General features: G+C 73.1%; 8 protein-coding genes. 3 read left to right on the top strand and 5 right to left on the bottom strand.

Annotated features, from left to right (window positions below):
- Nucleotides 1–130: 130 nt before the first annotated feature.
- The gene (locus tag ACZ6I1_RS23845) at nt 131–1282 is read left to right on the top strand and encodes a CapA family protein (protein ID WP_469290277.1); all 1152 of its coding nucleotides are present in this window, start codon (nt 131–133) and stop codon (nt 1280–1282) included.
- Here the strand turns inward: ACZ6I1_RS23845 and ACZ6I1_RS23840 are convergent.
- Complete coding sequence (locus ACZ6I1_RS23840) at nt 1269–1559, bottom strand: antibiotic biosynthesis monooxygenase (protein ID WP_469290275.1); 291 nt, start codon at nt 1557–1559, stop codon at nt 1269–1271. The two genes, ACZ6I1_RS23845 and ACZ6I1_RS23840, sit on opposite strands and share 14 nt — an antisense overlap.
- A gap of 160 nt (nt 1560–1719) precedes the next feature.
- Between ACZ6I1_RS23840 and ACZ6I1_RS23835 the strand changes: the two genes are divergently transcribed.
- Nucleotides 1720–3636 carry a CASTOR/POLLUX-related putative ion channel gene (locus ACZ6I1_RS23835; protein ID WP_469290273.1) on the top strand — a complete coding sequence of 639 codons (1917 nt, stop codon included), beginning with the start codon at nt 1720–1722 and terminating at the stop codon, nt 3634–3636.
- A gap of 83 nt (nt 3637–3719) precedes the next feature.
- Here the strand turns inward: ACZ6I1_RS23835 and ACZ6I1_RS23830 are convergent, their stop codons facing one another.
- The 4 genes from ACZ6I1_RS23830 to ACZ6I1_RS23815 all read right to left on the bottom strand — a co-directional run bounded on the left by ACZ6I1_RS23830 (nt 3720) and on the right by ACZ6I1_RS23815 (nt 9476).
- On the bottom strand, nt 3720–5672 hold the full coding sequence (locus ACZ6I1_RS23830; protein WP_469290271.1) for a flavin monoamine oxidase family protein: 1953 nt from the start codon (nt 5670–5672) through the stop codon (nt 3720–3722).
- A gap of 116 nt (nt 5673–5788) precedes the next feature.
- Complete coding sequence (locus ACZ6I1_RS23825) at nt 5789–6835, bottom strand: ABC transporter ATP-binding protein (protein ID WP_469290269.1); 1047 nt, start codon at nt 6833–6835, stop codon at nt 5789–5791.
- Nucleotides 6832–8451 carry an ABC transporter permease gene (locus tag ACZ6I1_RS23820; RefSeq protein ID WP_469290267.1) on the bottom strand — a complete coding sequence of 540 codons (1620 nt, stop codon included), beginning with the start codon at nt 8449–8451 and terminating at the stop codon, nt 6832–6834. The genes ACZ6I1_RS23825 and ACZ6I1_RS23820 overlap by 4 nt, the downstream gene beginning before the upstream one ends.
- 5 nt (nt 8452–8456) lie before the next feature.
- Nucleotides 8457–9476, bottom strand: coding sequence for an iron ABC transporter substrate-binding protein (locus ACZ6I1_RS23815; protein WP_469290265.1), 1020 nt, complete (start codon nt 9474–9476; stop codon nt 8457–8459).
- Between the two features lie 244 nt (nt 9477–9720).
- Between ACZ6I1_RS23815 and ACZ6I1_RS23810 the strand changes: the two genes are divergently transcribed.
- Nucleotides 9721–12396, top strand: coding sequence for an AMP-binding protein (locus tag ACZ6I1_RS23810; RefSeq protein WP_469290263.1), 2676 nt, complete (start codon nt 9721–9723; stop codon nt 12394–12396).
- Nucleotides 12397–12403: the final 7 nt, after the last annotated feature.

Raw genomic sequence — 12403 nt, 5'->3', positions numbered from 1 at the left:
CACTCTCGCCGCACCGGCCGAAAGCCCACGTACGTCCAGTACGCGGGCATCCGGCCGGCACGCCGAGAGCACGCACCGGACACCGCTCCTTCACCGCGGACCTCCGTCAGACACCCCCTAGCCTGGAGGCATGGGCGGCGAGCTCGTGACGCTGTTCCTCGCCGGTGACGTGATGCTCGGGCGCGGCGTGGACCAGATCCTCCCGTACCCCGGCGATCCGCGCCTGGCGGAGGCGTACGTGCGTGATGCCCGCACGTACGTCGAGCTCGCGGAGGCCGCGAGCGGCCCGATTCCCCGGGGGGCGGCCTTCACCTGGCCGTGGGGCGAGGCGCTGGGCCTCCTCGACGCGGCCGCGCCCGACGCCCGGATCGTCAACCTGGAAACCTCCGTCACCCTGAGTGACGACGCATGGCCCGACAAAGGGGTGCACTACCGCATGCACCCCGACAACCTGCCGTGCCTGGCCGCCGCGCGGCCCGACGTCTGCGTCCTCGCCAACAACCACGTCCTGGACTACGGCCGCCGCGGGCTGGCCGAAACCCTCGACGCGCTCGCCGGCGCGGGCCTGCGGACGGCGGGAGCCGGACGGGACCTCGCCGAGGCGCGCAGGCCCGCGGTCCTTCCCCTGCCCGGGGGCCGGCGCCTGCTGGTGTTCGCCCTGGGGATGGCGTCCAGCGGTATCCCCCACGCCTGGGCGGCCACCGCGGACCGCAGCGGGGTCGACTTCCTCTTCGAGGCCTCGGAGGCCGCCGCGGCGGAGGTGGTCCGCCGCATCCGCCGGGCCAAACGCTCCGGCGACCTCGCGGTCGTCTCCGTCCACTGGGGCTCGAACTGGGGCCACACCGTCCCCCGCGACCAGATCCGCTTCGCGCACGCGCTCGTGGACGGCGGCGCGGACCTCGTCCACGGGCACTCCTCGCACCATCCGCGCCCGGTCGAGGTGTACCGCGGACATCCGGTGTTCTACGGCTGCGGCGACCTGATCGACGACTACGAGGGCATCGGCGGCCACGAGCGGTACCGGGACGACCTGCGCCTGCTGTACCTCGTCGCGCTGGAGCCGGACACCGGACGGCTCGCCCACGCCCGGCTTGTCCCGCTGCAGGCGCACCGGATGCGCCTGCGCCGCGCCTCCCCGGAGGACTCCGGCTGGCTCCACGGGGTCCTCGCCCGCACCAGCCGGGACTTCGGCACCCGCATCGCCCTGGACCCGGAGGGCGCTCTCACCGTCCACCCGGTCCGTCCGCCGGCGCGGCCCCCGGCCGCCGTCAGGGAATGGTGAGTTCGCCTCCGCGGTGGAAGCTCTCGCGCTCCTCCACGACGTACGGGGCCATGACCTCGCGGCGCTGCTCCTCCGCGTCGGAGGACCGCCACTCGTCGCAGGCCTGCCGGGAGTCCCACAGGGACACTCCGGTGATCTCCTGCCCGTCCTCGGACCAGTACGCGAACGCGCGGCGCATGCCGTCCGGGTGGGACGCCGGGCGCCACGCCCTCTCGAACTCCTCCAGCGTGCCGGGCTTGATGCGGCGCGTCGTCACCCAGACGAACGTCTCCTGCATGGCGGCCTCCTCGCCTCCTCGTTCTCTGACCACCGTAGGTCCGCGGAGCCGCTTCCGCCTGCCGCCGGTGCCCGGCGCACCCTCCACCCGTAACCGATCGGACGGCGGCGGGTTAACACGAGGGGCCTTCGAGAGGCGTGCCGATCCGAAGGAAACGTGCATGGCGCAGGAGTACACGACGTCCCTCCGGCTGCGCCTGCGGTACCGGTTCGACCATCTCGTGGCAGGGGGGACCACCGCACTGATCGGCTGGCTGGCGCTGGCCTGCCTGGCCGTGGTGGTCCCGGCGAGCGCGGTTCTCGTGTGGGCCGACCGGTCGGCCCCGACGACCCTCTCCGGCCGGCTCACGGCGATGTGGGTCAGCGTCGGGCAGACGCTCAAGATCGGCGGCGCGGTCGGCCCCCCGCTCTACGTACTGGCATCGGTGGCGCTCGCCCTGGTCGCCCTGCTGTTCGTGTCGACGCTGGTCAGTCTGATCACCACCGGCATCAACCGGCGCATCATGGCGCTTCGGCTCGGGCACTCCACGGTGCTGGAAGCGGGGCACACGGTCGTCCTGGGATGGTCCGACCAGATCTTCCCCGTGGCCGGGGAGCTGGTGGCCGCCAACGCCAACCAGCGCCGGTCGGCCATCGCGGTGCTCGCCCCGAAGGACAAGGTGGAGATGGAGGACGAGCTCTCCACCCGCATCACCGACCGGGGCAGGACGCGCATCATCTGCCGCAACGGCAGCACCACCGACCCCACGGAGCTGGTCAGGGTGAGCCCGCGGACGGCGAAGGCCGTGCTCGTGCTGCCGCCCGCCGGGGAGGCCGGCGACTCGCACGTGGTGAAGACCCTGCTCGCCCTCAACGCGGCCGTACCCGGGGGCGGTGAAACGGTGGTGGTGGCCGCCGTCCGCGACGCGCGCAACCGCGCCACCGCCAGGCTGGCCGCCGGGCCGGGCGGACACGTCCTGTGCGTCGACGACATCGTTGCCCGGCTCCTCGTGCAGACCGCCCGTCAGCCCGGCCTCTCGCTCGTGTACCAGGAGCTGCTGGACTTCGCGGGCGACGAGTTCTACACCGTCGCCGCCGGGGACCTCGCGGGGCGCCGCTTCGGGGAGGCACTGCTGTCGTTCGCCACGTCCTGCGTGGTCGGCCTGCTGCACGCCGACGGACGCGTCGCCCTCAATCCGGATCCGGAGGCGGCCGTCATCGGACCGGGCGACCGGATCATCGTCATCTCCCGGGACGACGACACCGCCGTACCGGCTGACGTGGGCGCCTGCGTCGACGAGGAGGCGATCGTCGCCGCCCGGCCCGGGGCCGCCGTGGCCGAACGCCTGCTCCTGCTCGGCTGGAACCGCCGTGCTCCGTTCCTGGTGGATCAGCTCGACCAGTACGTGAGCCCGGGCAGCGCTCTCGATGTCGTCGCCCTCGACGACGGGGCGGGCAGCGCCTGCACCACGGCGATCCGGCGGCGTCTCGAAGTGGCCTTCCACAGCGGCGACATCACCGACCCGCACGTCCTGTCCAAGCTGGACGTGCCGTCGTACGACAGCGTGATCGTGATCGGTGAGGCGGACGCGGTGGTCACGGGCACGGCCGCGCCGGCCGACCAGGAGGACGCGCTGGCGGACGACAGGACGCTGGTCACGCTGCTGCACCTGCGGGCCATCGCGGAGGCCGCGGGGCGCGAACTCGTCCTCACCACCGAGATGTCCGACGACGGCAACCGGCTGCTCGCGCCCGCCCGGGACGGCGCCGACTTCATCGTGAGCGGCAGGCTGATCAGTCTGCTGATGACGCAGATCTCGGAGAGCCGCTACCTCGCCGAGGTCTTCGAGGAGCTGTTCGACGCGGAGGGCAGCGAGTTCCACCTCAAGCCGGCCGCGGACTACGTCCGGGCCGGCCGTGAGGTCCCGTTCGCCACGTTCGTCGAAGCGGCGCGCCGCCGCCGTGAGTGCGCGGTCGGCTACCGGCTGCGGGCTCAGGCCGCCACGGGCCCCGGCTACGGGCTGAGGATCAACCCCGACAAGCGGGAATCGGTCCGTCTCTGCGAAGGGGACTGGCTGATCGTGCTCGCCGAAAGCTGACGGCGCGCACGACCCGGGCGGTGGGGGCGAGCGGGGCGCTTCGGCGGCCGGGACGGCGCGGCCGCCGAAGCGCCGGCAGCCGCTCAGGGCGCCAGGTGGACCTCCAGGGCGGTCCGCACCGCGGACTCGAGGGCTCCCTCGATCCAGGCGGGCTTGATGGAGGTGTGGCACCCGGCGAAGTGCAGGTTGCCCTCGGGCTTGCGCACGTGGGGGAACAGCTCGGTGTGCTGGCCGGGCAGCAGTACGGAGGCCTCTCCGTAGGCGTACGGGTCGCGCATCCAGGACTGGGTGCGGCCGACTCCGGTGTAGAAGACCTCGATCCGCTGCCCGAACACCTCCTGGACTCCGGCCAGGGCGCGCGGGTAGCGCTCCTCGTCGTCGAGGGAGTCCCACTTCAGGGCGTCGTCCGACCAGCTGTACGAGGCGAGGACCACCCCGCCGGCGCTGCCCTCGACGGGGTAGGACGGCTGGAACATGAAGCGGTTGGGGTTGTCCGTGGCCGAGCCGCCTCCGATGACGCCGGCCGCCTCGGGCTGGTCGCGGCTGACGGACCGGCAGGCGGCGTAGTGGGCGCGCTGGGCGTCCGAGATGTGGCCCTTCGGCACGGACGGGTGGGCGCCCAGCAGGCTGCCGGCCTCGGGGGTCTGTGCGACCTGGTACTTCCGGTAGAGGCCGGGCTGCACGGCCTCCAGCTCGCGCTTCCAGTCGGCCTCGTCGAACTCCCACCACCGGCGGCTGAATTCGAGCAGCACCTTGGTGGCGGCGTCGTAGTGCAGTTCGGTGACCGCGCGCCGCTTGCCGTACGAGAGCGCGGGGGCGACCGGGATGTGGCGCAGTCCGGAGAAGGGGACGGTGATGATCGCGGTGTCGGCGGTGAAGCTCTCGCGGCGCACCGGGCTGCCGCCGCGGCCCTCCGAGACGGTGTCGACGGTGACCTTGCCCTCGCCGTGCGTGATGCGGGTGGCCCGGCGGTCGAGCCGTACCAGGTCCTTGACGCGGGCGTAGAGCGCGTCGGCCAGGGTGGCGGTGCCGCCGGGCAGTTCGAAGAAGGCTGTGTCGGGGCTGATCAGCGAGGCGCCGATGAAGCTGTGCACGAAGGCGAGGTGCAGCCGGGAGGTGAGGTTCTCGACCGTTCCGATCAGGTCGATGGTGCGCTCGTCGAGCTCGGCCACCTCGGTCAGGTAGCGGTACATCGACATGTGGCCGTAGCGCTGGATGACGCGGGCCCAGCCCTCGACGAGTTCCTTGTCCTTCTTGCCCTCGATCTCCTTGCGTACGGGAGCGAAGGCGTTGCGGACGATCTGCGCGGCGGGTACGGACTCGTACGCGGCCGGAACCCCGAAGGAGCGGTTGAGCGCCTGCGGGCTGCGCGCGTAGTCGGCCCGGCGGACGCGGATGCCGTTGACGAGGATCCACGTGCGGTAGGCGGGGCGGCCCGACCCGTCGACGTCGACCAGGTGGAAGCGCCTGCGCTTGAGGCCGAGGCTGTCGATCAGGCCGGTGACCAGCGGGTGGCTGTCCGGGATGCGCATGGCGCCGGCCTCGGCGTACTGCTTGGGGTCGGCGAAGGGTGCGGCCGCCTTCTCGTGGCCGCCGGTGCGGAAGGTCTTGATGCGGCCGCCGACCCGGTTGGCGTTGGCCTCGATGACGGTGACCTGGTGCCCGGCCTCGCGCAGCAGGTGCGCGGTGGTGAGCCCGGCGGGCCCGGCCCCGACGACCAGCACCTTCTTGCCGGGGCGGCGGGACCGGGGCAGGCCGTTCTTCAGGAGGACGTCCGCGTAGCGGGGTACCAGGGGCTGGTCGTCGTCGTCCCGTACGAGGATGGCCCGGGCGACGGTCAGGCAGGTCTCCCAGTCGGGGCGTGCGGAGCCGGACGGTGCCTGCGGGGTCCCGGCGGACGCGGCCGCGACCGAGAGCGCGCCGGCTCCGGCGACGGCGGCCGCGCCGGCGATGACGGTACGGCGGGAGGGGCGGCGGGCGGGGGCCGGTGCGGGCTCGTCCGGGGAGCCGGAACGGGAGGGCGGGTCGATGATCATGGGTCAACTGTTGCGGGCGGCAGGTGCCTTGGGCCCCGAAAAGCGCCCCGGCGGGGAACAACCACCCGGACGTGGTCACGGCCGACCGACGCTGACGAACTGGGTTTCGTACCGCGTCACCCGGCGGCCGGGTGGAGGGTGGCCTCTCCGGTGACCTCGATGCCGGTGCGTTCGCCGGGGGCCGCGGGGGCCGGGCCCGCGACGCGGACCTCGACGGGGGCGTCCACTCCGTCCACGTCGACGGTGACCATGGCGTCGTGGCCGTAGAAACGCACCTCGGTCACCGTGCCCGTGGCCGGGGCCGACTCCAGGTCCGTCAGCCGGATCTGCTCGGGCCGCAGCAGCACCACGCCGTGGCGCAGACCGCCCGGCGGGTCCGCCAGGGGGACGCGGCCCAGGGGCGTGGCGGCGGCGCCCTGTTCGACCGTGCCGGTGAGGAGGACGGCGTCACCGACGAAGGCGGCGACCCACGGATCGGCGGGGCGGCGGTAGACCTCGTGCGGTGTGCCGCACTGGGCGATCGCCCCGTTGCGGACGACGGCGACGAGGTCGGCCGTGGAGAGGGCTTCCTGCTGGTCGTGGGTGACCAGGACGGCGGTGGCCCCGGTGGCGTGCAGGGCGGCCCGTACGTCGTCGCGCAGACCGGACCGCAGGGCGCTGTCCAGGGCGTTGAACGGCTCGTCGAGCAGGACGAGTTGCGGCTGCGGGGCCAGGGCGCGGGCGAGGGCGACGCGCTGCTGCTGGCCGCCGGACAGTTCGTGCGGCATGCGGTCGCCGTAGCCCCCGAGGCCGACCAGTTCCAGCATCTCCTCGACGCGCAGGCGACGGGCGGCCCGGTCGAGGGCGGTCAGCCCGAAGGCGACGTTGCGCGCCACGTCGAGGTGCGGGAACAGGGCGCCTTCCTGGGGGACGATGCCGATGCGGCGGCGTTCGGGCGCGAGGTGGGTGCCGGGGCCGCTGAGGGTGCGCCCGCCGATGGCCACGGTGCCCGCGTCGGACCGCAGGAAGCCGGCGATGACGCGCAGCATGGTGGTCTTGCCGCAGCCCGAGGGGCCGAGTACGGCGGCCAGGGAGCCGGCGGGGACGGTCAGGTCGAGGCCGTCGAGCACGCGGGTACCGGAGCCGTACCCCTTCGTCAGGCCGGTGATCCGGAGGTCGTTCATGTGCGGTGCCTTCCCAGGAGGTAGGACGGGACGGCGGCCAGGACGATCAGTGCGGCCGCGTAGGGCGCGGCAGCGGCGAACGATCCGGTTCCGGTTTCCGTCCAGAGGCGGGTGGCCAGGGTGTCCATGCCGGTGGGGCGCAGCAGCAGGGTCGCCGGGAGTTCCTTCATGCAGACGACGAAGGTCAGGGCGGCTCCGGCGGCGACCCCGGGCGCGGCCAGCGGCACCGTCACCTCGCGCAGCACGCGCAGCGGGCTGCGGCCGAGCGAGCGGGCGACGTCTTCCAGCACGGGCGGGGACTGGAGTACGGCGGCGCGGGTGCCGGCCACGGCGACGGGCAGGAAGAGCACGGCGTACGCGCAGACCAGCAGCGGGAGTTCCTGGTAGAGCGGTTCGGCGTAGCGGACCGCGAAGAAGACCAGCGACAGCGCGACGGTGATGCCGGGCAGGGCGTGTCCGGCGTACGCGGCCTGCTCCAGGAGCCCGGCGGTGCGGCCCCGGTGGCGGGCGGCGATGACCCCGACGGGCAGGGCGAGGAGGGTGGTGAGCGCGGCTCCCGCGGCGGCGGCGCCGAGGGTCGTGCCCGCGGTGTCGAGGAGCCCGGCGGGGTCCCAGGTCGCGGAGTTGCCCACGGCCAGCCAGTAGGCGAGCGTGCCCAGCGGGGTGAGGACGGCGACGGCCGTGACGGCCGCGCACCAGGCCAGCGCGGGTATCCTCCACCGGCCCAGGGGTGCGGGGAGGGCGGGGCGGGCGGTGCCGCTGCCGGTCCTGGCGTGGCCGGCCCGGCCGCGGGTGCGGGCCTCGGCGGCCACGAGCAGGACGGTCATGACGACCAGGACGACGCTCAGCGCGGCGGCCGGGGTGCGGTCGAAGCTGGCCCGGTAGGAGGTGTAGATGCCGCGGGTGAAGGTGTCGTACCGCATCAGGGAGACGGCGCCGAAGTCGGAGAACACGTAGAGCGCGACGAGTACGGCGCCTCCGGCGGCCGCGGGGCGCAGCTGCGGCAGCGTGACGCGCAGGAAGGTGCGCAGCGGTCCGTGGCCGAGGGAGCGGGCGACCTCTTCCTGGGCCGGATCGGTGCCGCGCAGTGCGGCGGTGACGGGGAGGTAGACGTACGGGAAGCTCACCAGGGTCAGGGCGAGCGCGGCCCCGGTGAAGCCGGCGAGCGCCGGGGCCGCGGAGAGCCAGGCGAAGGCGGCCACGTAGCTGGGCACGGCCAGGGGCAGGGTCACCAGCACCGACCAGGCGCGGGCGCCGGGCAGGGCCGTACGTACGGTCAGCCAGGCCAGCGAGACGCCGAGCAGCAGGCAGGCGGCGACGACGACCGCGGCCAGTGCCAGGCTGCGGCCGAGCAGCTGGGCGGTGCGCTCGTTGGCGACGGCCTCCCAGGCGAAGGCGGGGCCGCGCTCCAGGGAGCGGACCGCGAGGTAGCCGAGGGGCAGCAGCGCGAACACGGCGGCGACGGCCGCGGGAAGGAGCAGGACGGCGGGCGGACGGCGCCCGGCAGGCGTCCGCCCGGCGCGCGTCCGCCCGGCGCGCGTCCGCCCGGCCGGCGGGGTGGCGCCGGTCGGGCGGACGGCCGGATCGGTCTGCGGGGCAGGATCCGCGGGGTGCATGACGGTCAGACCATCCCGGCTTCCTGCAGCATCTTCAGGGTCTCCTGAAGGGACTCGAGTTTGCCGAGGTCGATCTTGGGGGCTTCCAGGGAGGCCAGCGGCGGCAGGTTCTTGACCGAGCTCTGCACGCCCGCGGCCAGCGGGTATTCCTTGGTCTCGTCGGCGAAGTACTTCTGCGCCTTCTCCGAGAGGAGGAAGTCCACGGCCTTCTGGGCCGCGGCCGCCTGGTCGGTGCCCTTGACGATGCCGACCCCGGCCGTGTTGACGAGTGCGCCCGGGTCGCCGCCCGGCAGGAAGTGGATCTTCGCGCCGACCTTGCCCTCGCCCTTCTCGGCGACGCGCTCGTACCAGTAGTAGTGGTTGATCAGGCCGAGCGAGACCTCGCCCTTGCCGACGGCGTCGAGGACCTTGAGGTTGTTGTCGTAGACCTTGGGCTCGTTGGCCTTGAGGCCCTTGAGCCAGGCGCGGGTGGCCTCATCGCCCTCGAGGACGCGCATGCCGGTGACGAAGGCCTGGAAGGAGGCGTTGGTCGGCACGTAGCCGATCCTGCCCTTCCACTCCGGCTTGACCAGGTCGTGCACGCTGTCGGGCACCTTGGCCACCTGGCCCGGGTGGTACGCCAGGACGCGGACGCGTCCGGAGGTGCCCACCCAGTCGCCCGCGCCGCCGCGGAAGGCGGCATCGACCTTGTCGAGCGATTCCTGCGGCAGCTTCTCCAGCAGGCCCTTGGCGGAGAGGGCTCCGAGGGCGCCGGCGTCCTGGGAGAAGAACAGGCCGGCCTTGGTCTTGCCGCCTTCCTCCTGGATCTGGGCGGCGAGTTCGGCGCTCTCGCCGTAGCGGACGGCGACCGTGGTGCCGACGGCCTTCTCGAGGTCGTCCAGGAGCGGTTTGACGAGCTTCTCGTTGCGGCCCGAGTAGATCACGAGCCCGGCATCGTCCTCGTCGGCGCCGCAGGCGGCGGCAGCGGGAAGCATGAGCATCGCCGCGAAGAGCGCGGTCAGACGTCGGGCCAAGGGGCGTCGCATGGAATGCCTTCCTGCACTGCAAGAGGAGATAACTACTCCCGAACGCCCAATAAGTAAGGTAAAGCTAACCTAAAGGTCAAGGGTGACGCACGCAACGTTTCGGTTGCACCACCCTCCTGCCGGAGCGGCGGCGGAGCCGACCCTACCGGCACGCTCGCCCGTGTACTCACAGTGGATCTTCCGTGTACCGGATGTGATGTTTCTGTGACTATCCCGCCAGGTAAGCCTTTCCTAAGATGCGCTCGTGACAGCCCCCTCCGACCTGCTCCCCGGCGCCCACGACGCCGCGGCCGCCCCTGGTGCCGCGTCCGTCGCGTCCGTCGCGTTCGCCCGCGGGCTCGCGGCGCACGGCGACCGCACGGCCGTCATCACCGCCGACGGCCACGTGACGTACCGCGAGCTGGCCGCACGGGTCGGCGCGACCGTCCGCCGCCTCGGCCGGGAACGCCGTCTGGTCCTGCTGGTCGGTGCCAACACCCTCGACGCCCTCGTGGTCCACCTGGCGGCGCTCGCCTCGGGGCACCCGCTGCTGCTGGTGCCGGGCGACCACCCGGAGGCCGTGCAGTCCCTGATCGATGCGTACGACCCGGACGTCGTGGCCCACTGCGACGGCGGGGAATGGGTGCTCGACGAACGGCGCCCCGTCTCGGCACACGTGCTCCACCCGGATCTCGCGCTGCTGCTGAGCACCTCCGGCTCCACGGGATCGCCCAAGCTCGTCCGGCTGTCGCACGAGAACCTCCAGTCCAACGCCGAGTCCATAGCCGCGTACCTGGACGTCCGCGACACCGACCGCGCGGCCACGACCCTCCCCCTGCACTACTGCTACGGGCTCTCCGTCGTCCACAGCCATCTGCTGCGCGGCGCCGGGCTGATCCTCACCGACCTGTCCGTGGCGGACCGCTGCTTCTGGGAGCTGTTCAAGAACGGCCGCGGGACGGCCTTCGCGGGCGTCCCGTACACCTTCGACCTGCTGGACCGGGTCGGTTTCGACACGATGGAACTGCCGCACCTGCGCTACGTGACCCAGGCGGGCGGACGGCTCTCACCCGACCGGGTGAGACGGTACGCGGCCCTCGGACGTGCCGCCGGCTGGGAGCTGTTCGTGATGTACGGGCAGACGGAGGCGACGGCCCGCATGGCCTATCTGCCTCCGGCCCTCGCCGCGACCCGGCCCGAGGCGGTCGGGGTGGCCATCCCCGGCGGGTCCTTCCGGCTGGAGCCGCTGCCGGACCGGCCCGAGGACGGCGCCGGTGAACTCGTCTACAGCGGGCCGAACGTGATGCTCGGCTACGCCCGCGCCCCCGAAGACCTCGGTCTGGGCCGGACCGTGGAGGAGCTCCGCACCGGTGACGTCGCCCGGCTCGCTCCTGACGGGCTCTACGAGATAGTCGGCCGCCGCAGCCGGTTCGTGAAGATCCTCGGCCTGCGGATCGACCCCGGGCAGGTCGAGGCGATGCTCGCCCGGCACGGCATCGCCGCGCTGTGCGCGGGCGACGACGAGGGCCTCACGATCGCCGCCGTCACCACCACCACCGGCGCACGGCAGGTCCGCAAGCTCGTGACGGGCGAGTGCGGTCTGCCGGCGCGCGCCGTCCGGGTCCGGGCGGTCGCCGAGCTGCCGCGCCTCACCTCCGGCAAGCCCGACTACCGGGCGGTGCGCGAGCCCGGCCGTCCGGCCGACGAGGCGCCGGCCGCGACCGGGCCCGCCGGCGGCGGGGATCCGGAGGACCTGTGCGCGCTGTACGCGCTGGTCCTCGACCTGCCCGGTACGGAAGTCACCCCGGACAGCAGCTTCGTCGGCCTGGGCGGCGACTCGCTCTCGTACGTGGAGATGTCGCTCCACCTCGAGGAGCGGCTCGGACACCTGCCCGCCGACTGGCACACGACGCCGATCCGCGCACTCGGAGCGCCGGAGCGGCCGGTCGCCGGGAACCGGCGTGCCCTGGAGACCAGCGTCGCCCTGCGCGCCATGGCCATCTTCTGCATCGTCGGCTCGCACATCCACGTCTTCGGGATCAAGGGCGGAGCGCACCTGCTGCTCGCCCTCGCGGGCTACAACTTCGCCCGGTTCCACCTGACCACGGCCGACCGCCGCGAGCGCGTCCGCCGCATCGGGACGAGCATCGGCCGCATCGCACTGCCGAGCATCGCCTGGATCGGCTGCATGCTGCTCCTGGGCGACGACTACACGTGGGCCAATCTCGCCCTGCTCGACAGCGTCTTCGGCGACCAGAACAGCAAGACGGGCATGCACTTCTGGTTCATCGAGGCGCTGCTCTACATCCTGATCGCCGCCGTCGCCGTCCTGAGCCTGCCCTGGGTGGACCGGGCGGAGCGCCGCTTCCCGTACGCGCTGCCGCTGACGATCGCCGCGCTGGGGACGCTCACGCGCTACGACCTCCTCGGCCTCCCCGACCGCACGGCCATGCCCGACGCGGTCACCCTCTTCTGGCTGTTCGCGCTGGGCTGGGCGGCGGCGAAGGCCGCCACCGCCCGGCGCCGGCTGGTGGTCACCGCCGCGGCCCTGGTCACCGTGCCGGGATTCTTCCCCGGCGACCCCGGCCGCGAAGCGATCATCATCGGCGCCTTCACCCTGCTGGTGTGGGTGCCCACCCTGCCCGGCCGCGAACGCGTCAACCAGCTGGCAGGCCTGCTGGCGACCAGCTCGCTGTACATCTACCTGACCCACTGGCAGGTCTTCCCCCTCATCGACGGGTTCTCGCGGCACGTGGCGTTCCTGGCCTCCCTCGCCTTCGGAATCGCCTACGCCGCCGCCGTCACCTCCGTCACCCGCGCGGTGCGAAGCCTTTCCCCGTTCGGTCGAGCGGGTCTCCGGGCAGGCCGAGGAAGAGGGCGCGCAGCGAGTCCCACGGGTTGGACAGCAGGACGGTCATCATCTGTTCGCCGCGGCCGTTGAACAGGCG

The organism is Streptomyces sp. NPDC046303 (genome assembly GCF_055588085.1).
Note: the sequence above shows the minus strand (reverse complement) of the source record. Positions and strands in the feature narration are given on the sequence as shown.

Excerpts from the sequence above, each read along its gene's own strand:
- ACZ6I1_RS23820 (WP_469290267.1), bottom strand. The coding sequence starts at position 8,451 with ATGCACCCCGCGGATCCTGCCCCGCAGACCGATCCGGCCGTCCGCCCG.
- ACZ6I1_RS23830 (WP_469290271.1), bottom strand. The coding sequence starts at position 5,672 with ATGATCATCGACCCGCCCTCCCGTTCCGGCTCCCCGGACGAGCCCGCA.
- ACZ6I1_RS23835 (WP_469290273.1), top strand. The coding sequence starts at position 1,720 with ATGGCGCAGGAGTACACGACGTCCCTCCGGCTGCGCCTGCGGTACCGG.
- ACZ6I1_RS23845 (WP_469290277.1), top strand. The coding sequence starts at position 131 with ATGGGCGGCGAGCTCGTGACGCTGTTCCTCGCCGGTGACGTGATGCTC.
- ACZ6I1_RS23825 (WP_469290269.1), bottom strand. The coding sequence starts at position 6,835 with ATGAACGACCTCCGGATCACCGGCCTGACGAAGGGGTACGGCTCCGGT.
- ACZ6I1_RS23815 (WP_469290265.1), bottom strand. The coding sequence starts at position 9,476 with ATGCGACGCCCCTTGGCCCGACGTCTGACCGCGCTCTTCGCGGCGATG.
- ACZ6I1_RS23840 (WP_469290275.1), bottom strand. The coding sequence starts at position 1,559 with ATGCAGGAGACGTTCGTCTGGGTGACGACGCGCCGCATCAAGCCCGGC.